This window comes from Calditrichota bacterium, assembly GCA_013152715.1.
Taxonomy (GTDB): Bacteria; Zhuqueibacterota; Zhuqueibacteria; order Thermofontimicrobiales; family Thermofontimicrobiaceae; genus 4484-87.
This window is the reverse complement of the sequence record JAADFU010000087.1, coordinates 49,633-75,921: the sequence shown is the minus strand read 5'-3', so window position 1 is coordinate 75,921 and position 26,289 is coordinate 49,633. Positions and strand designations below refer to the sequence as shown.

Below are 26,289 nucleotides of genomic sequence, written 5' to 3'. Positions count from 1 at the left end.
GGCTTATTCGTCTGTCTGCGATTAAATCTGGAGGGCTTTTTGTCTTCCTGCAAAAATTTTCCATCATTGTGATCTATTTTCATAAATAAAAAACTCCAACTTGTTATTCTTCAATGACATAAATTGATTTCAAATTGCGATCTTTCTGATCATAATCCAGACCATAGCCGACGACAAATTTCGTCGGGATATTGAAGCCGATGTAATCCAATTTAAAATCCACAACGGCATTGTCCTCTTTCAAAAGTAAGGAAACAAATCGCAGCGAAGCGGGTCTTGTGCCCGCGAACATTTTTTCCAGAAATTTGATCGAGCGGCCCGAATCGGCAATGTCCTCAACAATGACAATGTGCCTGTCGTCAACCTCGCAATCAAAACCTTTCTTACTTTTGATTTGCCCGGAGGATACTTTTCCGCTGCCGTAACTGGAAATTTTCACAAAATCGACTTCGCAATCAATGTCCATTTCCCGAATCAAATCCGCGAGAAAAATGAATGCGCCATTCAGCACACCGATGAAAATTGGGCATTTGTCGCGGTAGTCGTCAGCCAACTGTCTCGCTAATTCTTTCACTCGCTGTTTGATTTGCTCTTCCGTAATAAATTCAACGTATTTCTCACCGTTTCGTTCAAAAGTTACTGGCTTTTTCATGAGAAAATTCCTTCATTCTGCATCACTTTTTTCCACTATTTCAATTTTCAGCAATTGGGTCGTCCGATCAGTCACCTTGAAACGATCATCAAGCCGATAGCCGACCAGCCAGATGATGCCGGCATCGCATTCCAGCACAGGAATCTCGCTCCGGCGATGGAGCGGCACTTTCAAATCTGACAGAAAATCAGCTACTTTTTTTTGCCCGGCGAAATTCAACGGAAAAAATCGATCGCCGGCGCGAAGGGATCGCATTTTCAACTTGCCGCAAACTTTTTCCCAATCAGCAAATTCCATGTTTTTTGATTCGGAAAAAAGTCCGCCGGCGCTATCTCGCGGAACCAGCGTCAATTTCAAATATGCAGAACCATCCGGCAACGGATAGCGCTGATTCGGTTCCACGACCATTTCAAAAAATTTTATTTTTCCCCGCTGAAAAACAACAACCGAGCGATCAATGAGCGCCTGCACGTCGCCGGAGAGAATCTCTTTTTTTCCAATCTTTTTTTGCTGAATCCGCGTGACAATTCGCTCCAATTTTTCCGATGACAGGGAAAATCGTTCAACGCCGAGCCGCTCCAACACGCTGAAAATCATGTATTTTTGAATGATAACAAAATAACTTAAAAATGTGTCAATTTCAAGTATTATTTTATCTTTTTTCAACTCAACAGCGCATGTTTCCAGCGCAATCGCCGCCTGCCGGCGCAAAAAGGCGTCAATTTCTGCCATGATTTTTTGCGTGCGCAGCAACGAGCTGTCGATACCGGCGTTGAAATAATTGCGAAGATAGGGCAGCAACTCATGCCGGATACGATTTCGTTTGTAAGCAAGGTCAAAATTCGACGAATCCAATCGAAAATTTAGTTTCCTGATTTCAGCGTAATTTTCAATGTCGCCGCGCGTGGCAAATAACAGCGGCCGGACAAATTTTTCTCGTTGCGGCGCCATACCGGATAAGCCAGCCGGCCCGCTGCCGCGAAAAAAATGCATGATCACAGTTTCCGCCTGGTCATCGGCATGGTGACCCAGAGCAATTTTGTCGGCTTTTGTCTCGCGAAAGACGTTTTCAAAAAACTGATAACGCAAAATTCGCGCGGCTTCTTCTGTAGCATAGCCTTCTTTTTCAGAAAAGGCTGGCACATCGACTTTCTCACAATAAAAAGGAACGTCGTATTTTTTCGCCAATTCTCGGACAAATGCCTCATCCTCGTCTGATTCCTGTCCTCGAATGCCATGATTCAAATGCACAACTCCCAATTTCACCGGTCGCGTCCGGGAAAATCGCCACATCAAATCGAACAAAACCGCAGAATCCACGCCGCCGGACACTGCCGCCAGAACATGCTCATTAGCGCCAACGAGCTGATTTTTTTCAACGAAACTGATAAATTGTTGGAATAAATCAGACATGACCTTCCACAGAAATTTATAAAAAAAAAGCCTTTCGTAAAGGAAAGGCAGGTCACATTATGACTCGAACCATGTCAAACATCACCACAAATTTGGTAGCGGCGCAGGGACTCGAACCCCGGACACGTGGATTATGATTCCACTGCTCTAGCCGACTGAGCTACGCCGCCATTTTTTAAGTGCACAAATATAATATTTTTTAACTTCAAAGTCAAGAAAAAATTCATGAAATTGCCGGGATAAAATCTTTACGGATTCACTCCAATTTCAAATGTTCACCGTTACGGCCAAACGCCCTTACTCCGTAGAAACAAACGGCGTCTTCAGCATCCCCCCGATCGTCTGCCAGCGGGAATCTTCCATTTCAGGAACGCCATAATGAATTTTTTTCGGATCGGAGCGCAATTTGAAACTTCGCGCCAGGCGATCCCACCAAGAAAAAATTGTGCCGTAGTTCGAGTCCATTTCTTCCCGGATGTCTGAATGATGCACCCAGTGCATCCAGGGCGTGATGATGACTTTTCGCAGGACGCGGTCGATTTTTTCGGGCAGATAAAAATTGCTATGGTGGAAAAAGATTACCGGCAACATAATCGTTTCGTAAAGTACGAGAATGAACGGCGACAGACCGAGCAGCAAAATAATCCCAAAGCGCAAGATCGTGGAAAAAATTAATTCGCCGAAATGGAAACGCAGCGCCGTGGTCACGTCCATATTGGGATCGCTGTGGTGCATGCGATGAAAACGCCACAGAAAATCAATTTCGTGATTCATGCGGTGCCAGATGTACATCCACAAATCAAATAACAGAAAAACCACGGCAATTTTCAGCCAGGCCGGCGCATCGATGCGATAGAAAAGCCCGAATTTGATGTTTGCGGAATGTTCAAAAACTATTCCGACTAATTTGGAGAACAATACGATCAACAAAACGGAATTGAAAAAAATGATGAAAATATTCCGCGCCGCATGTTTCCAGCGATTTTTCCAATCAGTGAACAGCGGGAAAAATGTCTCCAAAATTATCAGGATGAAAAATATCGAAAGCGAGACGCCGTATTTTGCTATTTGCATAATTTTTCCTTTTTCTACGGGTTAAAGAAACCTGACTTTTTAAATAAACAATTGACTATGCAAACATTAGTTTCATGCAAAAAAATATACCAAAGCGAAAAAACAAGGCAAAAAAGCCTGCTTTCTCGGTGGCTAATTTTGACTGACAAAAAAGTCATCATAAAACGCTTCTGCCTTGCCGCCGGTGTTGTCGCTGTCGCTCATCAGGGCGATGGCACCCACTTTTGGCGGCTCCTTGCCAAAAAGGCGTTTGTAATCCTCGTAAACATTTCGCTTTTCGGCGAACCATTTTCCCAGATCATCGGTTCCGCTTTTCACGGCGATCATCACCACATTTTTCGGCAGCCAGGGATTGGGATGGCTCTTCCCCGGTGAAAGCCGATTCGCCCAGATGTAGCTGATGGTTTTGGTTTGCCATTTCAAAAATTTGGGGAAAACCACGTACACTCGGGCGCCGTAATCATCGGTTTCTTTGTAACGCACATCGCCTTTTTCCGGCAAATGCACAACTTTCCAGCGCCAGCTCAAAAATGGAAATTCTTTCAGGTCATATTTTATCTTTTTGTACAAGCCCGACGCCGCGCTATCGGCATCTGCTCTCAAAACAAAATTTGAATCCTCTTGAATGACTGCGTATTGCGTGCGTCCGACGAAACTTTTTTCATCCCAGCCGTCGATGCCTTTGCTCGTTTGAGAATCTTTGGAAAATTTCTCTATCAGCCGTTTGTCTTGCTGACTGTGAGTAATCAAAGTAAAAAACCCAAGTCCGGCAATAATGAATAAAAATATCCATCTTGTTTTCATCAATTTCTCCAATTTTTGTAGTACACTTTTTTTTATTCCCAAAACACATTGAGCGGAATCACAAAATCTTTTTCAAAAGGCGATGTGTATTCCAATCCCAATTTCTCGAACATCAGCGTCGGAATGCCAATGTCCGCCAAAAAAATGTCGCCGGAATTTTCCGGGGAAAGTCCGCTCTTGGGCAACGCCAGCGTCAGCGTCCATTTCGGTTCAATGGCAGCGCCGGGATTTTTTCCGCTGGTTGCATCAATTCCCGAAGGCACATCCAGCGACAAAATCGGCGCCGAAGAATCGTTTGCCCAATCAATAAATTCTTTCGCCGCTCCGACTGGCACGCCGCGCAAACTGTAGCCGATAATGGCGTCGATGATCAGGTCAGGCTTAAGTGCCGTTAATTCACGCGGTTCAATTTCCTTGCCGCCGGCATTGAGAAAAATTTTTCTTTGCCAACTGACAATTTCATTTAAATTTTCCGAACGAGTCAGGCACAATTTAACATTCGCGCTCCGATTTGCCAGATGTCGGGCAGCGCAAATACCTCCGCCACCGTTACCGCCAGTACCGGCTAACACGACTATTTCAAAGTGATGCCAATTTTTTCCCAGCAAGTCCACTGCCAACATCGCCAAATTTCTGCCAGCATTTTCCATCATCTGGTACAAATTCGGCCCAGTCTCTTCCAAGGCAATGCGATCGATTTCACGCATTTGTACTGTCGTTACGCTGGGGATAATTTTTCCATTTTTTGTTTTGAAATTTTTCATAATTATTAGCGACTAATTTGTAATTGGACATTAAGCATTTGTCATTCTCATTTATAATCCCTCTAATTCAAAAATAATATCCGCGAAAATCAGCTAAGTCCGTGTTCTGTTTTTCAATTTCCTCTCCCAATTAAAAAATCAAATCCGCCACCAATCCTGTCCACCCTGTCTGGTGCGAAGCGCCGATCCCTTTGCCGGTGTCACCGTGAAAATATTCGTGAAATAGAATTTGATCGCTGAACCGGGGGTCGGTTTGAAATTTTTCGTTATCGCCAAACACAGGCCGGCGTCCGTTTTTGTCGCGAAAAAAAAGACGGCACAGGCGGCGGATTATTTCATTCGCCGCCTCGTCAATCGTCGCCATCTTCCCTGATCCCGTGGGGCATTCGATTTTGAAATCATCGCCGTAATACTGATAAAATTTTTTCATCGATTCAACGATCAAATAATTCACCGGAAACCAAATCGGGCCTCGCCAATTGGAATTTCCGCCAAACAAACCCGATTCCGATTCTCCGGGAACGTAGCGAACTGCATGTTCAACGCCGTTCGCTGCAAAAACATAAGGGTTTTTCTCGTGAAACTTGGAAAGCGAGCGCACGCCAAAATCGGACAAAAATTCTGTCTCGTCCAACATGCGTCGCAGCAACATTTTCATGCGATGGCCGCGCAACAGCGAAAGCAGACTCGTTTTTCCGACTCCCGGCTCATTCCAGCGGGAAATCAAATTTGCCAGATCAGGTTTGTTTTTCAGAAACCATTCCATGCGCGCTTTGAACTCGGGAACTTTTTCCAGCAACTTCGAGTCCAGCACTTCTACTGCAAACAACGGAATCAGTCCGACCAGAGAACGCACTTTCAGCGGCACAATCTGGCAACTGGCGTGATTTTCCTCGGAGCAATGAAGCACATCGTAAAAAAATTCGTCCTGCTCGTCCCAGAGATTTATTCCTTTTCCGCCGATATTTGCCATCGCCGCCGCGATGTACAAAAAATGTTCAAAAAACTTGCTCGCCAAATCCTGATACACCGGCTTAAACTGCGCCAGATGCAGGGAAATTCGCATCAAATTCAAGCTGTACATCGCCATCCAGGCGGTGCCGTCGGATTGCTCGATGTGGCCTCCTGTCGGCAATTTTTCGCTACGGTTGAAAACGCCGATGTTGTCCAAACCTAAAAATCCGCCCTGAAAAAGATTTTTCCCGTGCTCGTCTTTACGATTGACCCACCAGGTGAAATTGAGCAGCAATTTGTGCAAAACTCTCTCGAGAAAATCCAGATCGCCCCGCTCGTTTTTATGATTTCTGTCGCGATCAATTTCATAAACGCGCCACGCCGCCCAGGCGTGCACCGGCGGATTCACGTCGCCGAACTCCCATTCGTACGCCGGCAGTTGACCGTTGGGATGCATGTACCATTCCCGGGTCAAAAGCAGCAACTGCTCCTTGGCAAATTCAGCGTCAACATGCGCCAGCGGAATGCAATGAAACGCCAGATCCCACGCTGCGTACCAGGGATATTCCCATTTGTCGGGCATGGAGATGATGTCCGCGTTGTTCAAATGTTCCCATTGAAAATTACGAATCGATTTTCTGCGCTCTGCTGGCGCCGGTTGCCCCGGATCGCCGTCCAGCCAGGCGCTCACATCGTAATGGTAGAACTGCTTGCTCCACAACAGTCCGGCAAACGCCTGCCGCTGAATTTTTCTCTCTTCCTCATCTTTTACGTCTGCCTGCAATTCAGCATAAAATTCGTCAGCTTCTTTGATTCTCGATTGAAAAATTTCATTAAAATCCCGGAATGGCGAACGCAACTCCGTTTTCGACAATCGCAAGCGAATTTCCAACGAAGCGTGCGCTTCAATGTCAGCGCGGTAGTTCAATCCCGCTTTTGTTCCGGACTGGTGATTAACGGCGTTTTTTTCGTCATTCACGAGATACTCATTGATTCCGTCTTTGAAAAATCCGGCGACATCTTTTCCGTAAAGTTTTCTGCTGTTCGTCTCATTTTCGCAGAAGATGATTTCCGTGTCGCGCTCAAAATAAAGGAAATAGCTTCCTTGTTTCGGATGATCAATTTTTAATTTTTTCCCTCTCCCGTGCCAAATTCGCGGCTTTTTCACATCAGGAATCCACGACCAAAAATTACGAAACCAAATTTGCGGAATTACGTTAATTGCCGCCTTTTCATGCGCCCGATTGACAGCCGTGATTTTGATCAGTAAATCCTCCGCATCCGCCTTGGCGTATTCAACGAAAATGTCAAAATATTTATTGTCATCAAAAATTCCGCTATCGACCAGCTCAAATTCAGGCTCCTCGAATCCCCGACTGGCATTTTCGTAAATCAATTGCTGGTAAGGAAAAGCCGCCTGCGGATATTTGTAACACATTTTCATGTAGGAATGCGTCGGCGTGTTGTCCGGATAATAGTAATACTCTTTCACATCCTCGCCATGATTTCCTTCCTTGCCGGACAGTCCAAATAGCCGTTCCTTTAAAATGGTGTCTTTTTCATTCCAGAAGGCAAGGGCAAAACAGATATTTTGTTTGTTGTCACAGATTCCGCCGATTCCGTCTTCGCCCCAACGGTAAGCTTTACTGCGCGCCATATCGTGCGTAAAAAATTCCCACGGCTCGCCGTCAGCGCTGTAATCTTCCCGTACAGTTCCCCATTCCCTTTCAGACAAATACGGTCCCCATTTTTTCCAGGGAACCTTCTTCTGTTTTTCCTCAAGCAATCTCTTTTTTTCTGCAGTCATAAGCAACGGAGTTCTTTCAAATTTAAATCCAAAGCAAAAGCACTAATTATGCCCGTTATTAATGTACAAACCCGCCTCGCTGTCCAGATACCATTCCACAATGCCAAATTCAGCGCTCACCTTTGACGCGGGAAGCGATTTTGCGCTCGGATTTTTCGCTAATATTTTCTGCGTCAACGCGGCTTTCTTTTTGCCGGTAACGAGAAATGTAATTCTCTCCGCACGATTAATCACCGGAAGCGTCAAAGTGATTCTTTGCTGCCCGCTCTGAGGATGTCTGGCGACGGTCGTCCATTCATTTTTAATTTTTACCGCGTCGGCGTCAGGAAAAATCGAAGCCGTGTGCCCGTCTTCGCCCATTCCTAAAAAAATCCAATCAAAACGCGGAAACCCGTCAGCGGTTTGCGGGACGAATTTTTCGATCAATTTTCGGTAACGCAGCGCCTCATGTTCAGGATCAGCTTCGCCCTTGATGCGATGAATATTTTTTTCAGGAATTGCAACATGATCAAACAGCAGTTTTTTTGCCATCCCAAAATTGCTCTCCTCGTGATCCGGTGCTACACAGCGTTCGTCGCCCCAGAAAAATTGAACAATATCCCAAGGAATGGGCGTCATTCGATCTAAGCGCGTTAGAGCAGCAAAAAATCTCGCCGGCGTGCTGCCTCCGGAAAGAGCGACAACCAGCGATTGCGCGTTGTATTTTTTTTGAATCACAACTCGTTGAAACTCGAGCGCCAGTGCGTCACTCAACGCATCCGGCGTATCAAAAATTTTTATTTTAAAATTCATTTTTATAACTCACAATGTCCTGTGTCTTGCGACAAATTTGCACACGGATAATGCCAATCAACATGAGGTCCTTCGATGAGTTTCCGCGTTTCCTCTGGCCCCCAGGTTCCAGACGGATATCCAAAAAGTTTAATATCAGGATTTTTTTGCCACGCCCGCAAAATCGGCATAATAAATTCCCAACACGCATCTACGGCATCAGCACGGGCGTAAAGCGTGGCGTCTCCCAACATGCAGTCCAACAATAATCTTTCGTACGCGTCGGGAAGTTTCGTATCTCCTCCGAGGTCTGAATAGTGAAAATCCATGTCCACTGTTTTAATTTTAAAACCTGCGCCAGGCACTTTCATGCCAAAGCGAAGAACGATTCCCTCATCGGGCTGAATTCGGATGATGAGAAAATTATCGCCATTTTCATGCGAGCGCTGGGACTGAAATAAAAAATGTGGAGTTTTTTTGAAATGAATTACCACCTCGGAAACGCGGTCCGGCAGTCTTTTCCCGGTGCGAATGTAAAACGGCACATCGCCCCAACGCCAATTATCAATGAAAAATTTCATCGCCACAAAGGTTTCGGTACGGGAATTCGGATCAACATTTTCTTCTTCGCGATAGCCGGAAATAGCTTCTCCTTTGATGATTGATGCCAGATACTGGCCGCGAATGACGTATTTTTCCACTTCTTTCTCTCCCATAGGCCGCAAAGCGTGGAAAACTTTCACTTTCTCATTTCGCACATCCGTCGCGTCAAATTTAATCGGCGGCTCCATGGCAATCGTCGCTACAACTTGCAGCAAATGATTTTGCACCATGTCGCGTAGGGCGCCAGATTTCTCGTAATACTTGCCGCGTTTTTCAACGCCAATGGATTCCGCAGCCGTTACTTCCACGTGATGAATGTAATTGCGATTCCACAGCGGCTCGAAAATGCCATTGGCGAAACGAAACGCCAGAATATTTTGCACCGTCTCTTTTCCCAAATAGTGATCTATTCGATAAATCTGATCCTCAAGAAAAATTTTCTGCAATTTGCGGTTCAACTCCCGCGCTGACTGCAAATCAAACCCAAACGGCTTTTCCAGCACGATCCGACGCCAGCCATTCTCGTCATCCGGCTTGGCTAATCCGATTTCTCCCAGATTTTCCGCGATGACGGCGAACAACGACGGCGAAGTGGACAAATAAAAAATGAAATTGCCGCGAGTTTTTGCTTGCGCATCTACCTGAAGCAGTTTTTCTTTCAGCGCGACAAATTCACTTTTTTGAGTCAAATCCGCTGTTTGATAATAAATGTGTTGCAGAAATTCTCTCTTCTGCCTTTTGGAAATCTTGTTTTTTTGGTAAAATTGATCCAGATCAGAGTTCATTTTTTCGCGAAAGCTGTCGTCGGTGAATGCGCTGCGGCTTGTTCCCAGAACAGCAAAATCATCGGCCAATTCGCCGCGAACGTACAGGTCGAAAAGCGCCGGCATCAATTTTCTTTTTGTCAAATCGCCGGAAGCGCCAAAGATGACAATAGTCGAATTTTCAGGTTTTTCCATTATTTTCCTCAACTGCGATTGTTAATTTTCACTTTTTTTGACTGCGTGGCCGCCGAACTGATTGCGCATGGCGGCAAGTATTTTTGCGGCAAAACTCTCATCCTGCCGACTGACAAAACGCATCATCAGCGAGAGAGTAATCACCGGCGCCGGGACGTCCAACTCGATGGCGTCGGCCACAGTCCAGCGGCCTTCTCCGCTATCGGCGACCCAACCCTTGATGTCGCTTAAATTTTGATCTTCTTTCAGCGCCTCGGCAGTCAGGTCGAGCAGCCAGCTCCGAATCACGCTGCCAAAACGCCAAATTTCAGCGATCTGATGCAAATCCAGACTAAATTCTTCTCGTTTTTTGAGAATCTCGAACCCCTCGGCGTACGCCTGCATCAGTCCGTATTCGATCCCGTTGTGTACCATTTTCACAAAATGACCCGCGCCACTGGGTCCGACATGACCCCAACCTGTGTCTTTTCCGGGAGCCAGCGTTTCAAAAATAGGCCGCAAGTTTTCTACAATTTCAGTCTCGCCGCCGATCATCATGCTGTAACCTTCTTTCAGTCCCCAGACTCCGCCGCTGGTGCCGACGTCCACGAAATGCAAACCGCTTTTTTGCACCATTTCGGCGCGGCGTTTGCTATCCCGATAATTACTATTGCCGCCGTCGATGATGATATCGCCCTTTTCCATCATTTGAATTAATTGCGTAATCGTCGCCTCGGTGGGCGCGCCGGACGGAACCATTACCCACATAACTCGCGGCGGCGATAATTTTTCTTTCAGTTCCTCAAGTCGAAAAGCGGGCTCAGCACCGATCTCTTCCAATTTTTTCACAGCATTTTTATTCAAATCAAAAGCTACAATTTCATGTCCGTCTTTCAGTAAACGCGTCGCCATGTTGGCGCCCATTTTTCCTAAGCCAATCATTGCTAATTTCATTTTTCTACCTCTCAAATAAAGTTATTCCACGGCACGGGTAAATTTATCGATAATTTGAACGCCAGTCTGCGTCCCGACAATCACCCGATCCGCCATTTGTAAAAATAATCCGTGCTCTACGATTCCGGCGCGTTCCGCCAAAATTTTTGCCAGTTCAGTAAGATCGGTATTCTCTTTTAGAAAAAAATCGATGATAAAATTTCCCTGATCGGTCGTGAAAAACTTTTCATTTTCGGCTTTCCGAACGTTCGGTTCAAATCCCATTTTTTTCAAAAAAGACATTGACGGCTCCAGAGCAAAAGGAATCACTTCGGCCGGCAAAGGAAATTTCAGACCCAATCTTTCCACGATCTTTGTTTCATCGGCAATAATAAAAAGGCGATCGCTATTTTGCGCTAAAATCTTTTCACGCAACAATGCGCCGCCGCCGCCTTTTATCAAATTAAGCCCCGCATCCACCTCATCGGCGCCGTCGATTGTCAGATCGATTCGCGGATGATGCAAAAAATCAGTCATTGGAACGCCAAACTCTTCAGCCAATTTTTGCGTTCGCAGCGAGCTGGGAATGGCGCAAATAGCGGACAAAGTTCCGGAGCGAATTTTTTCGCCAAGTTTTTTCAGCAAAAAATATACCGTTGAACCGGAGCCGACGCCTAAAACCATGTCCGATTTCACAAAATCAAGCGCCCGAATTGCCGCCAATTGCTTGAGTTCATCTCTCGTTTTTGGTCGTTCGCTAATCATCGCATTTTTCCGTTAAAATATCTTTTGCCGTGCGCAGCAAATTTTTTGGTTCATTCACAATATTTTCCAATGAAATAGCCCCACTCCTGACGACAGCTTCTCGCGTGAAATCTGTCACCACGGCGAGCGGACTCGTGCCCGCGGAAATTGCCGCCCGCACTCCGTTCAGAGAATCCTCAATTACCAGGCATTCTTGCGGTTCAACGTCCAATTCCTGCGCCATGAGTAAGTAAATTTCCGGATCAGGTTTTCCCTGCTCCACATCGTCTCTCGTCGCGACAAAATCAAAATAGTTTTTTATTTCCAGAATATCCAATACCCGGTTTGCTTGCGCACAATGGGACATCGTCGCCAGCCCGGTTTTGTAATCACTTTTTCGGGCAAATTTAAGCAACTGCATATTGTACGGACAGAGATATTTTTTGAGCACCCGCGGCTCGTCTAAAAATTTCTGGTAAATTTCCATTCGTACCTGAACAAATGCCTGCCACGCTTCTTTGACGCCAAATCTTTCCGTCTGAGCCGCTGCCGCATGTTCCAGATCGAATTTCTTCAGCAGAAACACCGCCACTTCTTTTCTGGATTTTCCCACGACGTCTTTGAACGCCTCAATCACTTCTACTTCAGAAATCTTTTTTTCGGACAAATCAACGGCAGCGCGAGCGTAAGACCGTGCTTTCAAAATTTCCGTCTGCACCAGCGTCCCATCGAGATCGAAGACAATTGCTTTTATCATAAAATTACCTCACCCAGCGTAAGCGCCGCGACGATGATGAATAAAATTCCCAGACCTTTTTCGAACACCACTTGTGGGATTTTTCTGGAAAGAAAAGAACCTAATTGCGCCCCGAGAATGACGCCCGGCACAGTAAAAATAACGACGCTCAAAACAATGTTCAGCGTCGGAGCGCCGAGCGTGGTAAATTTGTAAAAATGACCGATTGACGCCGACAGCGCAGTAATTGCCACAACAAAAACGCTGGTCGCCACGGACACCGCGCTGGGCACGCGGCAGCGCTGCAAAAGAAAATAACTGTTCAGTTCGCCCAGTCCGGTGGAAATCATTCCTACAAACAAGCCGCCGATGCCGGAAATCATCCGCCCCTGCGTTTTGTTGCACACCGTGTAACAGATTTTTTCGTTCTTGCGGGTAACGAGACAGGTCTCCGCCTTTTGTTCTCCAAAATCAACTGTGATCAATTTGTCCAGCCGCTCGATTTCGTGCGCATCCGGGGATTTGAGAAAACTGGCAGCCACGCCAAAAAGTCCGACACCTAAAATTGCTTTCAAAATATCCGGTTCAATCGCGCTGGCAGCCCAAGTGCCAACCAACGCCATGGGCACAGTCACCATCAGCAGCGCCAGTCCTAATTTGTAATCGATCAATTTTTTGTAAGCGTAAGCGTACAGACCGCTGGCAAACCCAAAAACCTCAGTGATGAGACCGGTACCGATGGCAATTTCCGGAGACAAACCCAGACCCAGCATGAAAAACGGCGAAAAAAATGTTGCGCCGCCGACACCGGACGCCATGGCAATTGTCGCGAATAAAATTGAAACAGGAAATACGTACCAATATTCAAACGTCATCTATTCAGCCTTTCAGTTCGCCAAAATGGCTTTTCCGAATCATTTTCCGGCAATTTTTCTCACAAATTTCACTACCGGATTTTCAGTAATTCTTGCGGCAAATGCCTGAACCGACGGTCGTTTCACCACGTCGCCGTAAGTGGGATAAATGTGAATCATTTTCTGGATTTTGTGAAAGGGAATCTTCAACGATTTTGCCAGTTGCGCTTCGTGCAACAGTTCCGCAGCGCGCTCGCCAACAATGTGAATCCCCAATAATTTTCCGCCTTTGCCGACGACAAATTTGCTCATGCCCGTGGTCTGCAAATCTGTTTTCGCTCGATCTACACGATCGTAGGGAAAAGTGTAAATTTTGATTTTCCTGCCAAATTTTTCCCGTGCCTCTGATTCGGTCAGCCCCGCATGTGCCACTTCCGGATCGGTGAACGTCGCCCAGACGATATTTTCGTAGTTAACTTTTCTCTTGACCGGCAACGGCAAAACCGCATTGGGAACAGCAATTCCGGCGTGATATTCAGCGATGTGACTGAACTGATACGAGCCGATGACATCTCCGCAGGCGTAAATATTTTTCGCCGTGGTCCGCAGTGTAGCGTCAGTTTTGATGCCTTTGCGATCAAATTCGACGCCCGCATTTTCCAAATTCAAGCCGTCCACGTTGGGCCTTCTGCCGACAGCGATCAACACAGCATCTGTTTCGACCTCTCTGCTTTCGCCATCGTGATTCCCAACCACAGTAACGATCACTTTATTTCCTTTTTTCCCCAGCTTCGTAGCTCGGGACTGCGTCAAAAATGTAACGCCGTCAGCAACCATGCGATCGACGAGAAACTTTACCATTTCCGGTTCCTCGCGCGACAAAATCTGATCGGTCATTTCCACCTGGGTCACTTTCACGCCGAGTCGGCTCAGGGCAGAAGCCATTTCCGTGCCGATGGGTCCGCCGCCGATGACGACCATCGAGTCCGGTAATTTTTCCAGTTCAAAAATATTTTCATTAGTGAGATAGGGCACGTTCTCTATTCCCTCGATCGGCGGAACAAACGGACTTGAGCCGGTGGAAATAATGAATTTATTTGCCGAAACAACTTCATTGCCAATTTGCACGCGATGGTTGTCCAAAAATTTCGGTGGGCCGATGAAAACTTTAATGCCCATTTTTTCAAAGACTTCAGGTTTTTCTTCCTGATATACATTCTCGCGAATTTTTCGCACATGAGCCATGACGTTATCAGTATTCAACTCGAAATTTCCGTTTGCTCGCAAACCATATTTTTCCATTGTTTTCACAAAATGAGCGATTTCGCTGGATTTGATCAACGCCTTGCTGGGCACGCAGCCGTACCAGGTACAATCCCCGCCGATTTTTTCTTTTTCCACCAACGCCACTTTTTTGCCCAATTGGTTGCCCAGATTTGCCGCGCTGATACCGCCGGAACCGGCGCCGATTACCATTAAATCAAAATCATAATTCGCCATAATAGCCTCTCTTTTTTCCTCCGAAAACTCGAAGTTATTTTTTCAATTTTTATCTTTGAGCGCTGAAGTTTTTGCGGTCAAAAAACTTTTTTATTTTTCTGCTTTATTAAATTTCCAGATGCGCGGCACAATCATCATGATTGTCAGCGCCGCCATCGTGCTGATGAAAAAGCTCAGCGGCAACGATATTTTTGAAACCAACATCCAGTGCAGTAATCTCTCGGCGCCGACGAACAGAACAATCAGCGTACCAGCCGCAAAAAACCAACTGCGAAATTTTATCGTTTTCCCGCACTCGGGACAGGCAAATTTGCCAAATTTGTCCCACGCATTTAATATCGAAACAGGTCCGATTTCTGCGCCACATTCCGGGCAAATCCCGGATTTATTTTCATTTACCATTCTCTCACCTAAAAGTTAATTTCCCACAGTCTCGTTCGCTAAATCTGCGGTTTGTTTATTGCTTTTCAATTTTTTGTAGATTGTCGGAACAAACATGAGCAGAAAGAAGAATCCCAGCGCAGCAAAAAATTGCACCGAAATCACATTGTCCAACGAACTGCCCAACACCGCGTTAATGAATCCGCCCGGCGCCATGCCGATGAACGAGGCCCAGAAAAAGTCGCGAAACTTCATCTTCGACAGACCGCCGCCAAAATTCACGGCATCGTACTGAAAAAGCGGGATCAGGCGCATGAACAGCATCATGCGAAAGCCGTTTTTTTCAATGTTGCTGTCAAATTTTTTGATTTTTCCCTTGTGTAGCCACGCAAAATTCTCAATAAATTTTCTCCCGAAATACCGCGCAATAAAAAATGACAGTGATGCCCCCAGAGTCGCACCAATTAAAATATAAAGAGTTCCCATCCATTTACCGAATGTCAAACCGCCGGCGAGGGACATCATTCCGACAGGAATAATCAAAACCGCGCCGCGGAGTGCATAGATTAAAATAAATATCACCGGCGCCCAGATGCCAAAATGGAGAATAAAATTGCGAATTTTTTCAGGTTTGAAATCAGATACTTCCAGCGGCGTGAAGCGAAACAGCGCCACAATCGCTACAACAATTCCGACGAGAACGAGCGGCCGCAGCCATTTTGCATTCGATTTTTTTTCATTTGTTACCATTTAAAGCTCCCTTTTTTCGCCATTTCAAAAGTTTCAAACCTTTGAAATGGTTCTCTTATTAATCTATTGTTTTTCACAAATTAAGGCTTCATAAATTTCGTGTTCGGATGCGCCTGTTTCCACTGACTCCAGGGCACTTTCGACGACGTAATTTCGTCCAGCACAACATCCGCGTATTTGCCGCTGATGCAGAGCAGAGAAAAAAAGAACGACAACTTTTTAGTCATCATTTTGCTCCTCCAATTGTTTGGTGGGAACAAACTGTTCTTCAAAAATTGTTTTCAAAAAATCGAACAACTTTTGCCGGTAATAATAGTGCTCTCTGATATTTCTTTTCTTCAAAAATTTCCACAACTGCACCAGATCGTCGTAAGTATCGATGTCGTTTTTCACTTCAATTTGCGAAAGCGAAAGTTCGTTTTGTTGAATGCGTGCGATGGTCTGACGCAATACCTTGTCGGTGCTCCAAATAATATTTTCGAACAAAACTTTTCTCGGTTTCTTCATTCCGATTAAATAATAGCCACCGTCCAGGGACGGTCCTAAAGTCACGTCGGAATTTTCCAACACCGAAAACGCTCGAATGATCGTCGTCAAATCGATGGTGGGAATGTCGCTGCCGATGAGAACAACTTTTTCAAATCCTTTCTTGAGAATTTGCTTGATCGCATTGTGCATTTTCTCACCAAGATCGTCGCCCTGTTGCGCATAATATGCCATGTCATTGCCCAGCCAATCTCTAAATTGACCAACCGCGCTTGGGGGAGCGCAAAATATCTTTACCTGGCAAAAATCGACGTTCCTGAATTGGTCGACGAGTTCTTCGACCATCACACGGTACAATTTCAAAATCTGCTCTTCGCGCAAAGGCGGATTGAGACGGGTTTTAACCTTGCCCGATTGAGGTGCTTTGACGAAAATTAGCAGCGCATTATTTCTTTTCATTTAAAGACCAATCGTAATTTAGAAATTTAATTTTCGGTTGATTTTTTAAAATGTATTCCTGATCTAATTTAGGCAAATATTTGAAAATAAAAGCCAGTACGAATTTTTCTTCTTTCGAGTAATCAACATTTTGAAGTTTTTCGCTTTGATAATTGGAAAAATCCCCGCGATACCAGTCAAAAATAGACGACAAAAACAGTTGATTTTTGTTTTTATTCAATCTCACTTTTTCCGCATCCATAATAAATTTCTTCGCCGCGGCATCGAGTCTTTGATCCAGATTTTCTGCCTGGAACGCGCGATTTTCCAATTTGGGACAGCCGACAGACGCACAAACCAGAACAAAATGAATGCGCGGATCAGCAAATTTTTTGCGCAAGATTTCGTGCTCAATCTGATTCAGCGTCAAATCTTTTCCCATGACTTTGTGCCAGGCGCGATCCCAGACATTTCTGATCTGGCGAATACTGCTCTTCGGGAAACGCGCGCGAGCGAGCAATCCGCCGTATTGAATGGGATAATTTTGCAGGATCGCCTCCAGCGTCAACGCGTTGTAGGCGTTGATCCAGAATGCTTTTTGTTCATTTGTCGCCCAGTTTTTAAATTCGTTTGCGTCAACGCGCTCCAATTTAGTCAAATATTCTGTGAGCGGATCGTGATTTTTCTGCAGTGCGGCGTAATCCACCCATCCCTGCGAAACATACTTTTGCAGAATGGCGTCAAACAACGAGTGATCAAATTTTTCCGCAGCAGCAATAATATTCCACATTATCATTGTCATGATTCCCATGATTAATGTTCGTTTTTTCATTTTCTCTCCGAATGTTGAGAATTCTTTTTTTCTATTGCTGCTCAAAGATAACTAAATCCCACCGCGAAAACTGTAACCTGCTTCACAAAATGGGCAAAAAAATCTCTTTGATGAATTTTTCTGTCACATAAATTTTAATTTTTTGAAAAGCGAAATCATTTTTCAAAAATCTGTCCGGCTGAAGATACTCCACAAACGCCATGCTGCACCAACTCACGCCGCGCAAACAGGTCAAATACCAAAAGACATCGACCTCACGGCGCAATTCACGATAATCCGCGCCGCTCATTTCAGCATACTTTTTTAAAAATTTTTCAATCTGTTCCGCTGAAAAACGAAAATTGGTCTTCCAGAATGTCGTCGTGGGCACAAGAAAATGGCTCAAATCCTGCGCCGGAATGGAAAACAGCGCCTTTTCCCAATCCACCAATTTGATTTGTCCCGAATTGTCATCGATCAAAAAATTACTCGAATTCACTTCGGTATTCGTGAGCGCTAATCTTTGCCAAGGCACTGGTTCATGATATTCGTCAATAATCTTCTGCACAGAACCAAAAACATCTCGCAATAATTTTTTGATTTTCAAATCGCCAAGTGGACTGTGCAAATAAACCGTCGCCATACTCTGACACTCGCGAAAAATTTCCCGCGCCGGCTGGTCCGCGACGATGAGCGGGCTATTTTCCGAATAGCCGATCTGATGAATTCTGGCAAACACATCCACGGCTTTCAGGTAATCTTTCTCGTATTCCAGCCATCGTCCGGGTACAAATTCCATCAGCAACATACCGAAAGGAGATAATGCAAACGAATCATCGCAAAAATAAGGTTTCGCCGTGACGCCGGTTTGTTCGAGCAATTTCAGCGTCTCAAACTCGTAGCGAATCTGATTTTTCAAATGCATCTGACTACCGGTGTTCAGCCGCAACACGGTTTTTTTTCCCGGCGATTTGAGCAGGAAATTGACGTTGTATTCCCCCTGCGCCAGAAATTCCACCGCAATTTCGCGCGCGTCACTGACGCCCATTATTTCCTGAACCCGTGAGATTTCCAAATATTTTTTCGCGATTGACAAAAAAGAGTGGGACATTGCATTTCTCCGCTGATAAAATCGGTTTCGAGTTTCAGCTTTTTAGTCAACTGAAAACTCCGATCTCTGAACTCTAAAACTTATACCATTTCGCCAGCGATTCCGCCGACGCGCCTAATTTCCAGGCAATTTGCAGCATCCAATTGCGCACAAGGTTTTTGATTATTCCTTCCTCGATCCAGCGTCTCGCTGATGTGCGGATGCGCAGGGGCAAAATGGCGATTTTCCCTTCTTTTTTTAACCGAGTACAAAAATCCATGTCTTCCATTAGCGGAATTTCTTTGTAGCCGCCCATGCGTTGGAAAACATTCCGCCGCACGAAAATGCCCATATCGCCGTAAAAAGTCTGCAAAACGTGATTCTTGTGATTAGACACAAACTCCGCGAAACGAAAAAACCAGCCGTCGGCGTCCAGGCTGTACTCGAAAGCGCCGCCGACAACTTCGGGATCAGAAAGAATCTTTTTCAGTGCCGCCACTGAATCCGGATGAGGAAAACAGTCTGCGTGGATGAACCAGAAAATATCTCCATTTGCCCTTTTTGCGCCCGCATTCATTTGCGCACCTCTCCCCCGCCGTTGTGAAGGAACGACTTTTGCCAGCGGCGCGGCTAATTCGGCAGTCCCGTCATGGCTGTCCGCGTCGGCGACGATGAGATCAAGATCAGAATCCAGATTTTTCAAATATGCGAGTAGCGACCGTATATTTTTAGCTTCGTTGAGCGTGGGGATGACCACCGATATTTTCAATATTAGTTCTCTCCTGCGATCAAATAGGCGAAGAAAGTTTCCGCTGGATATTTTCCTTCAGCGCGTGGTAATTCATGGGATGAATATGCAACAATTCTCCGTCCACAACCCACGCCGGGATTATGGTTATTGGTAATTGCTTAAGCGAACCAGATATTTTCGCCGGTGAGACTCGCTTGATTTTCACATCCAGTTCCTTTGACAATCTTTTTTCTATCTCCGTCATGATTTTAAACGAAATACAATTTTTATCAATAATTAGCTCAATAGTCATTGCTTCCTCAATATTAGCAGCTTCCATCCGCAATGGCAAAATTAATCGTCAAGGAACGAACTGTCGCTTAAAATAGTGAAATTCGCCCGAAAAAGCAACAATATTTTTTGCACGGATTTGCTTATTCTCAAATCTATTAAAATCGACCCATCTGCGCTTTGATAGCCGACTTCAATTTTATCTTTCAAAAGATAAACAATTCCGACGAAAATATCTGTAAACCAGTTCACAAAATTGACAATAGTTGTCACGCGTAGCTTGTCTTCCGGCTGATTGAAAGTAATGAACTTTGTCATCTGAGAAATAATTGGCGGGTTCATTTCAAATCAAGACGGTGACTTACTGAGAAAGCTGAAAAGTCGGAAGCGGATTGACAAAAATGGCGAGAATAACTGTACTGGATTTAACTTTTTATTTTTAAAACGGAAATAATCCTTGAAAATATCCGGTGTAGAGATGCTGCAATTCTTCCAAATCGTCCTCAATAGACCAGGGTAGTTCTTTGGCAAAGGCATCTAACGAAATTACAGCGTTCGCCAGCGCGTCCTTCATGATTGCCGGGCGCAAACGACGAACAATGCCGCTATTCACTTTTTGAATTTCCAAATACAATGTGCGTAATTCTCGCAACTCGAAATCTCCTTTGCGTCCGCTTTTTTCCAGAAAATACTGGCCGATGAGATAAGAACCGACGGAACGAAACACAGTCTCGTCAATAGAAGCAAAAGGCAGATGAAAACGAACCATCGGTTTGAGGACTTCCATGACCGGGCAACCGCTCGTTACCATAAAAATTCCCAGCATGGACCCCAGACCGCGCTGCACCGTTGTCATTTTAAAGTAAGTGCGTTGCGGAGTCTCAATTTCGACTCCGGCTTCATCGTAAGAATCCACCGACTTGAAAAATTCAAACAGATCGACAATACTGACAGCGATGGGGCATCGTGGCTGAACTTCTGGCTTCAGCGGGCAATTCTCGCATTGTGAGAATTGGAGCTTGGTCCAGGCCGGAAGCTCTTTCTGCGGCGAAGACGGGATGTAATCGAGAGTCTGGGCGTCTAATAAAATGGTGAACCGTTTTTCTGAATCATCTTCAAATGTGAATCGGTAGCGGAATGCTATGACGTCGGACATGGATGCCTCGTATTTTTTTTGAATTCAGAGCGGAAGCTTTACTCATAATATTAAAAATAACGCCCCATTTCAAGCGCTATTTCATCTGGAGTCTCTTTTTTTTGATTTTCTTCGCTGATAACAAATCTCATTTCTCTGCTTGTTTAATATAAACTTGCCCCCAGATTTCTCAAAATCCGCGATATTCTTCAATTACATTATCGTATTTTTAATTGAAGAATGCAACATTCAACGTTTCCAAATGCAAAAAAACGGTTAAAAAACGGGCATAGCGATTCACGCATTTTATCTAATGCAAAATTTGTACCGCTGCCGTCACTATTCCTGTGAAAAATGGATAAAGCCAAATTGAAGGTTTATTTTCGGAATGATAAAAAGCATTTTTTCGTTGACGTTTGGAAAATTGCCATTGGTTGTACATTCAAAGGAGATGTCTCGCTGTAATTTTTTCGATGTAATTAATTGATTTTTAATATCATTAACCTTTCCGACAACAGTTCATTAAGAATGACTTAATCTCACTGAGTTTAATTCCATATTTGCAATTTCCGGAAAATCGGCAAAATTTTTTTTTGATAGAAAACTGTCACCTCGCAATTTTTTGCAACGCTTTTCGATTTGTAAGGTAAATATATTTCGATTCGAAATTGATATAGCCCAATTTTTTAAAATTATTGAGCACTGAACTGGTCATTTCTCGTGTCGCCCCTATTAGATTCGCCAATTCCTGCTGAGTAAGCTTGATATTAATCCGTTCCCCATGTTTGGTTTCCAGCAAATGTTTTTCCGCTAACCTGAGCAAGAGCCGCGCCAGCCGCGAAGGCACATCGCGGAACAGCAACTCTTCCAACCTGTTTTCAATTTGGCGAAAACGGAAACCAATCAATTTATTCAATCGGAGAGATAGTTCCGGTTTATTTTGCAGCAAATCCTCAAAATCCCGACGTCGCATGGTACAAATCAAGCTGTCTTCCATAGCTACCGCCGTAGTCTCTCGCGGCGTTTCATTGAATAAACCCAATTCACCAAAAATCTCCCCAGGCTCCAGCAAAATTATCGTGTATTCTTTTCCTGACTCGTCGATGCGCGAAACTTTCACTCTTCCCTTTTTCAAAAAATAAAGCGACTCGTTGGGGTCGCCTGCCAAATAAACCGGTTGCTTCTTCTTTACCAGTGTATCGATGACTATATTGCTGAGCGATTCCATTTCTTGCTGGTTCAGAGATTGCAGAAGATTAAATTTTTTTAAATACCAAATGCGTTCGTGTTCCATAATCCCTCCCTATTTTATCCTCACAGAGCGAAATACCTTAACTTTGGACAAAATTTTTTCACTCACTCCTGCACTCTTTGAAATTTCAAAAACTTTCAGAAAAATTTTTTTCTTTTTTTAATTATCCCTCTGATCTGAGCACTTAATGACTTCCCTCAAACTCAGTTACTTCAGAGCCATAAACAAAATATCCCCGATGAGTGTCGAGGATATTTTGTTATTGTACGTTTTCATTTTTACAGTTGTTATTCACGTTTTCCCAATTGTACATCGAGCATCACCATGCCGTGCCCAGTGTCGCCCATTCTTTCGAACCATTGAACGACCTGAGAAGCGTTGGCTTCTTCTTCCACCTGCTCGGTGATAAACCATTGCAACATGATAGACGAGGCATAGTCTTTTTCGCTCTCCGCTAATGCAGCCAGATCATGAATTTTTCGGGTGATAAATTTTTCATGTTCGTACGCCGCCTTGAAAGCTTCCTTGGGAGATTTCCACTCTTTTTGTGGCCGGGCCAGTTCGAACAATTCGATTCTGCCGTCTCGCTCCTGCAAATGCTGGAAAAATTTCATCGCATGTCCGAGTTCTTCCTGCGCCTGAGATTTCATCCACTTCGCCATTCCGTCGTAACTTTCGTCATGGAAATAAGCCGCCATTGACAAATAAAGATAGGATGATTCCAATTCATGCTTTATCTGCTCATTGATCGCTTTGACCATTTTTTCACTAATCATAAATCTACCTCTTCAATTAACCGTTAAATTTCGTTATTTACCTAATCAATTTGATTAGCCAAATCAAAAAAAGATTCGCTAATCAGCGCATTAAAACTTAACAAATTTGTCGCTGGACACGCCACAAACAGGGCAGTTGTCAGGCACGTCATCGTCGATATGGGTGTAGCCGCAAATCGGGCAGACGTACACAGATTGGACATCCATGTCTTTGTCTTTTTTCGCTGATTCTTTGGCATCCTGATAAAATTTGGAGTGAATTTTCTCCGCTTCTACGGCGTAGCGGATGGATCTTTCAGCATCTTTTTCACCTTGCAATTTGGCAATGGCATCGTAAGCCGGATACATCTCCTCTACCTCAAAATTTTCGCCGTCGATTCCTGTTTGCAAATTTTCAATTGTGCCCTTGACGTAGCCCAAATTTTTCGCATGATTCTTCGCATGGACAAACTCTGCATAAGCAATGGCTTCGAACAACTTAGCGATGTTGGGGTAGCCATCTTTTCGGGCGACTTCGGCGAAAATCGTGTATTTCATGTGCGCCATGGATTCGCCGGCAAACGCTTCGCTCAATGATTTTTCAGTCATTTTTTTCATAACAATCCTCCAATAAGTTTTGTCATTAGTTGTAATAAAAAATTAAATTTTTCAAAAATAATTCCAGTTGCCATCGAGGGATCACATCGGCCAAAATTGATTATTGCTCCAGATTTGCTCTTTAAGTTCGCGATCGAGATCGCTCAAAAACTGCAAATGAGTCCGTTCCCAATTCGCCAGCCAACGGAAAAGAGCAACTTCATTTTCGTCGTTAGATGTCTCGGCTCGCTCACTGTAATATTGGACGGCTTTCTCTTCCATCGCCATTGCCGCGGAAATCGCCGCCGCTTCAAAATCAGCGCCGCTAATCTCATTGCAAATTTTCTCAATGAGCACTGCTGAGCTCGCGCTATCCGGCGTGTCCTGATATTTTTTTGGTTCAATGGTTCCGTTTTTGACAAGTTTGGTGTAATGATCAGAAAGAATGGCAATGTGCTTTTGCTCTTCAGCGGCCATCGTATCAAAAATATCTTTGACGCTCTCGCTTCCGGTTTGTTTTGCTACTGATTCATAAAATGTTTTGCCATTAATCTCCAGCAAAATAGCACCTTTCAGTATGTCGATCATATTTTCACTCATAACTTCCTCCGATTCTTGCTCTATTTTTTAGATATTTTTGCCATGCAATCTTTGCAAATGCCGATAAAATTTCCGTGCACCTCCTCGACTTTATGCCCCCGTTCTTCGACAAATTCACGAAAAGTACAAGGTACGTCGATATCGATGATTCGATGGCAAACTTTACAAATAAAATGGTGATGAGAGTCAAAATTATATTCGTAATGGGCCTCGGAATCCAAAGTGGACAAAACTGACGCCAGCCCATGTTTGCTCAAAACACCGAGGGTGTTGTACACTGTTGTTTTTGACAGAGTGGGCACTTTTTTGTAGAGCGCGCTATAGATCATGTCCACAGTCGGATGGTTATGATGTTTTTCCAGGTACTCCAGAATTTTGATCCGCTGGAATGTAGGTTTAATTCCTTTCTCGACGAGCATTTTTTTGTATCGTTCCATAGGCCTGCATTTTAAATTAAGAATGACTATCAATTTAAAATGAATATAAATTAAATTAATTTCAAAAGCAAGTATTTTTTTTATCTGTGGGAAAAAAACTTCAACTCGAAAATGCCATTAGTCGGCATCTTCAAAATAGACTGCATGTTCAATAAAATTTAAAGTCACTGAAGAAAATTTGCGTTTGACTATTGACATTCTTGACTTATTTTATTAAATTGAAAATCATTTCGAATTGCATGAGCCTATTTTTCGCTATCAATTAGTCCAATGAAAGGGAATCCGAATGATTTGCGCTGCTTCGCCGATGTTTCCGTTACTGGTTTTCATTTTGAGCGCACTTTTTTTGACGTTTTCAGTTATTCCCAAGCCTTCAGATAATAAAAATCGCCTCGTTATTTTGAACGCTCGCGTGTGGACTGGCGCTCCGGAAAAACCTTTCGCACAAGCCATTGCCATTGAAAATACAACGATCATCGCCGTGGGAAGCAATGCTGAAATACAGCCCTTCGTGGACGAAAATACCCGCATCATCGACGCTGAGGGCAAAATGATCGCGCCCGGTTTCATTGATTCTCACCTCCATCTTTTGGAAGGCGGCTGTCGTTTAGCTTCGGTGCAATTGCGAGATGCAAATTCCAAAAAAGTTTTTGTCGAGCGAGTCGCCGAATTTGCCAAAACATTGCCTTCAGGCGTCTGGATTACCGGCGGCGACTGGGATCACTCGCTCTGGGGCGGCCAATTGCCAGCAGCGGAATGGATCGATAGCGTGACGCGGCACAATCCGGTGTGGCTCAGTCGGCTCGACGGACACATGGCGCTGGCGAATAGCAAAGCGATGGAAATTGCCGGCATTTGTGCCGCGACAGAAGATGTTTCAGGGGGAACAATTGCCCGCGATAGTCAGGGAAATCCCACCGGCATTTTCAAAGACAACGCCATGACGCTCATTGAAAAATTTGTCGCCGAGCCGAGCGAAAAAATGAAAAATCGCGCTCTGCAAAATGCCCAGGCATATCTTGCACAAAATGGCGTCACTTCAGTTCATCACATGGGAACGTGGGAAGATGTGCACGTTTTTCAACACGCGCTCAAGAGAGATCTGCTCACGACAAGAATTTACGCTGCTGTTCCCATTTCTTCGTTCAAAAAATTGCACCAATTCATTCAAAAAAATGGCGCCGGCAATCCGTGGCTCAAAAGCGGCGGATTGAAGGGATTTGCTGACGGCTCCCTGGGTTCGCACACTGCCGCATTTTTCGAACCCTTTCTGGACGCGCCGGACAACAACGGTCTTCTGCTAAATTCACCGGATTCGCTCTACCATTGGATTAGTCAGGCGGATAAATTGGGCTTGCAACCCATTGTTCACGCCATCGGCGATCGCGCCAATCATATTTTGCTGGACATCTACGAACGTGTAATCTCTGAAAACGGAGAACGAGATCGCCGCTTTCGCATCGAGCACGCGCAGCATTTGCGCAGCGAAGATATTCCCAGATTCGGGAAATTGGGAATTATCGCCAGCACCCAACCCTATCATCTCATCGACGACGGCAGGTGGGCGGAAAAAGTCATCGGACACGAGCGGGCAAAAACAACTCACGCGCTCAAATCGCTGCTGGACAGCGGCACAAAATTAACGTTTGGCAGCGACTGGTACGTGGCGCCCCCGAATCCGATCATGGGCATTTATGCCGCAGTGACGAGGCGGACGCTTGATGGAAAACATTCGGATGGCTGGATTGCGGAGCAAAAAATTTCCGTCGAACAAGCCCTCCGCGCCTACACGATCAATGCGGCTTATGCTTCTTTCGATGAAAAAATCAAAGGCTCGCTCGAACCCGGAAAATTAGCCGATCTTGTAATACTGGATCAGGATATTTTTGCTATTCCGCCGGAACAAATTCGCAATGTGCAGGTTGTGATGACTATTGTTGGGGGGAAAATTGTATTTCAAAAATAATGGCAAAAAATTAAAACAAAAAA

General features: G+C 44.7%; 29 protein-coding genes and 1 tRNA gene. 1 reads left to right on the top strand and 29 read right to left on the bottom strand.

Translation table 11 applies throughout. From position 1 onward, the window contains the following. Window positions 1–103 precede the first annotated feature (103 nt). From hpt to GXO74_06705, 29 genes are all read right to left on the bottom strand, one after another. Window positions 104–652, bottom strand: a complete 549-nt coding sequence (gene hpt, locus GXO74_06845) for a hypoxanthine phosphoribosyltransferase (protein ID NOZ61382.1) — start codon at window positions 650–652, stop codon at window positions 104–106. A gap of 12 nt (window positions 653–664) precedes the next feature. Then, on the bottom strand, window positions 665–2,065 hold the full coding sequence (tilS, locus tag GXO74_06840; GenBank protein ID NOZ61381.1) for a tRNA lysidine(34) synthetase TilS: 1,401 nt from the start codon (window positions 2,063–2,065) through the stop codon (window positions 665–667). A gap of 93 nt (window positions 2,066–2,158) precedes the next feature. Beyond that, window positions 2,159–2,235 (bottom strand) — tRNA-Met (locus GXO74_06835). A 127-nt stretch (window positions 2,236–2,362) separates the two neighbouring features. Beyond that, a complete protein-coding gene (locus GXO74_06830; GenBank protein ID NOZ61380.1) occupies window positions 2,363–3,139 on the bottom strand; it encodes a sterol desaturase family protein in 777 nt (258 codons plus the stop codon). Between the two features lie 132 nt (window positions 3,140–3,271). Continuing rightward, window positions 3,272–3,943: a DUF3047 domain-containing protein gene (locus tag GXO74_06825; protein ID NOZ61379.1), complete on the bottom strand. Its 672-nt coding sequence runs from the start codon at window positions 3,941–3,943 to the stop codon at window positions 3,272–3,274. A gap of 32 nt (window positions 3,944–3,975) precedes the next feature. Beyond that, window positions 3,976–4,707 (bottom strand): NAD(P)H-hydrate epimerase, encoded by a 732-nt coding sequence (locus GXO74_06820; GenBank protein ID NOZ61378.1) that lies wholly within the window; start codon window positions 4,705–4,707, stop codon window positions 3,976–3,978. 130 nt (window positions 4,708–4,837) lie between these two features. Beyond that, the gene (locus GXO74_06815; protein ID NOZ61377.1) at window positions 4,838–7,468 is read right to left on the bottom strand and encodes a glucosidase; all 2,631 of its coding nucleotides are present in this window, start codon (window positions 7,466–7,468) and stop codon (window positions 4,838–4,840) included. A 42-nt stretch (window positions 7,469–7,510) separates the two neighbouring features. After that, on the bottom strand, window positions 7,511–8,260 hold the full coding sequence (pgl, locus tag GXO74_06810) for a 6-phosphogluconolactonase (GenBank protein NOZ61376.1): 750 nt from the start codon (window positions 8,258–8,260) through the stop codon (window positions 7,511–7,513). 2 nt (window positions 8,261–8,262) lie between these two features. Next, the gene (locus GXO74_06805) at window positions 8,263–9,801 is read right to left on the bottom strand and encodes a glucose-6-phosphate dehydrogenase (GenBank protein ID NOZ61375.1); all 1,539 of its coding nucleotides are present in this window, start codon (window positions 9,799–9,801) and stop codon (window positions 8,263–8,265) included. Window positions 9,802–9,822: 21 nt separating this feature from the next. Continuing rightward, window positions 9,823–10,734 carry a decarboxylating 6-phosphogluconate dehydrogenase gene (gnd, locus tag GXO74_06800; GenBank protein ID NOZ61374.1) on the bottom strand — a complete coding sequence of 304 codons (912 nt, stop codon included), beginning with the start codon at window positions 10,732–10,734 and terminating at the stop codon, window positions 9,823–9,825. A gap of 21 nt (window positions 10,735–10,755) precedes the next feature. Then, window positions 10,756–11,478: a ribose 5-phosphate isomerase A gene (rpiA, locus tag GXO74_06795; GenBank protein ID NOZ61373.1), complete on the bottom strand. Its 723-nt coding sequence runs from the start codon at window positions 11,476–11,478 to the stop codon at window positions 10,756–10,758. Continuing rightward, a complete protein-coding gene (locus GXO74_06790; GenBank protein NOZ61372.1) occupies window positions 11,471–12,214 on the bottom strand; it encodes an HAD family phosphatase in 744 nt (247 codons plus the stop codon). The genes rpiA and GXO74_06790 overlap by 8 nt, the downstream gene beginning before the upstream one ends. Continuing rightward, window positions 12,211–13,068 (bottom strand): sulfite exporter TauE/SafE family protein, encoded by an 858-nt coding sequence (locus tag GXO74_06785; protein ID NOZ61371.1) that lies wholly within the window; start codon window positions 13,066–13,068, stop codon window positions 12,211–12,213. Before GXO74_06785 ends, GXO74_06790 begins: the two co-directional genes overlap by 4 nt. Window positions 13,069–13,107: 39 nt before the next feature. Continuing rightward, on the bottom strand, window positions 13,108–14,547 hold the full coding sequence (locus tag GXO74_06780) for an FAD-dependent oxidoreductase (GenBank protein NOZ61370.1): 1,440 nt from the start codon (window positions 14,545–14,547) through the stop codon (window positions 13,108–13,110). A 90-nt stretch (window positions 14,548–14,637) separates the two neighbouring features. Continuing rightward, on the bottom strand, window positions 14,638–14,949 hold the full coding sequence (locus GXO74_06775) for a hypothetical protein (GenBank protein NOZ61369.1): 312 nt from the start codon (window positions 14,947–14,949) through the stop codon (window positions 14,638–14,640). A gap of 15 nt (window positions 14,950–14,964) precedes the next feature. Then, window positions 14,965–15,678, bottom strand: coding sequence for a TVP38/TMEM64 family protein (locus GXO74_06770; GenBank protein NOZ61368.1), 714 nt, complete (start codon window positions 15,676–15,678; stop codon window positions 14,965–14,967). A gap of 80 nt (window positions 15,679–15,758) precedes the next feature. Further along, window positions 15,759–15,908, bottom strand: a complete 150-nt coding sequence (locus GXO74_06765; protein ID NOZ61367.1) for a DUF3179 domain-containing protein — start codon at window positions 15,906–15,908, stop codon at window positions 15,759–15,761. Then, window positions 15,898–16,623 carry a glycosyltransferase gene (locus GXO74_06760; GenBank protein ID NOZ61366.1) on the bottom strand — a complete coding sequence of 242 codons (726 nt, stop codon included), beginning with the start codon at window positions 16,621–16,623 and terminating at the stop codon, window positions 15,898–15,900. The genes GXO74_06765 and GXO74_06760 overlap by 11 nt, the downstream gene beginning before the upstream one ends. Beyond that, a complete protein-coding gene (locus tag GXO74_06755; protein ID NOZ61365.1) occupies window positions 16,610–17,434 on the bottom strand; it encodes a DUF547 domain-containing protein in 825 nt (274 codons plus the stop codon). The genes GXO74_06760 and GXO74_06755 overlap by 14 nt, the downstream gene beginning before the upstream one ends. An 82-nt stretch (window positions 17,435–17,516) precedes the next feature. Then, window positions 17,517–18,524, bottom strand: coding sequence for an aminoglycoside phosphotransferase family protein (locus tag GXO74_06750; GenBank protein ID NOZ61364.1), 1,008 nt, complete (start codon window positions 18,522–18,524; stop codon window positions 17,517–17,519). A gap of 73 nt (window positions 18,525–18,597) precedes the next feature. Beyond that, window positions 18,598–19,272 (bottom strand): glycosyltransferase family 2 protein, encoded by a 675-nt coding sequence (locus GXO74_06745; GenBank protein ID NOZ61363.1) that lies wholly within the window; start codon window positions 19,270–19,272, stop codon window positions 18,598–18,600. Between the two features lie 19 nt (window positions 19,273–19,291). Then, entirely contained in the window at window positions 19,292–19,546 is a 255-nt protein-coding gene (locus GXO74_06740) for a hypothetical protein (protein NOZ61362.1), read from the bottom strand. Window positions 19,547–19,587: 41 nt separating this feature from the next. Further along, window positions 19,588–19,866 (bottom strand): hypothetical protein, encoded by a 279-nt coding sequence (locus tag GXO74_06735; protein NOZ61361.1) that lies wholly within the window; start codon window positions 19,864–19,866, stop codon window positions 19,588–19,590. A gap of 97 nt (window positions 19,867–19,963) precedes the next feature. Next, window positions 19,964–20,680: a hypothetical protein gene (locus tag GXO74_06730; protein NOZ61360.1), complete on the bottom strand. Its 717-nt coding sequence runs from the start codon at window positions 20,678–20,680 to the stop codon at window positions 19,964–19,966. Window positions 20,681–21,266: 586 nt separating this feature from the next. Next, window positions 21,267–21,953 (bottom strand): Crp/Fnr family transcriptional regulator, encoded by a 687-nt coding sequence (locus GXO74_06725; protein NOZ61359.1) that lies wholly within the window; start codon window positions 21,951–21,953, stop codon window positions 21,267–21,269. A gap of 245 nt (window positions 21,954–22,198) precedes the next feature. Next, entirely contained in the window at window positions 22,199–22,687 is a 489-nt protein-coding gene (locus tag GXO74_06720; GenBank protein NOZ61358.1) for a ferritin, read from the bottom strand. A gap of 90 nt (window positions 22,688–22,777) precedes the next feature. Next, window positions 22,778–23,284 (bottom strand): rubrerythrin family protein, encoded by a 507-nt coding sequence (locus tag GXO74_06715; protein ID NOZ61357.1) that lies wholly within the window; start codon window positions 23,282–23,284, stop codon window positions 22,778–22,780. Between the two features lie 81 nt (window positions 23,285–23,365). Next, complete coding sequence (locus GXO74_06710) at window positions 23,366–23,863, bottom strand: ferritin family protein (protein NOZ61356.1); 498 nt, start codon at window positions 23,861–23,863, stop codon at window positions 23,366–23,368. A 20-nt stretch (window positions 23,864–23,883) separates the two neighbouring features. Further along, entirely contained in the window at window positions 23,884–24,300 is a 417-nt protein-coding gene (locus GXO74_06705; protein NOZ61355.1) for a transcriptional repressor, read from the bottom strand. A gap of 307 nt (window positions 24,301–24,607) precedes the next feature. Here GXO74_06705 and GXO74_06700 point away from each other — a divergent pair, with 307 nt between their 5' ends. Continuing rightward, window positions 24,608–26,266, top strand: coding sequence for an amidohydrolase family protein (locus GXO74_06700; GenBank protein ID NOZ61354.1), 1,659 nt, complete (start codon window positions 24,608–24,610; stop codon window positions 26,264–26,266). Window positions 26,267–26,289: the final 23 nt, after the last annotated feature.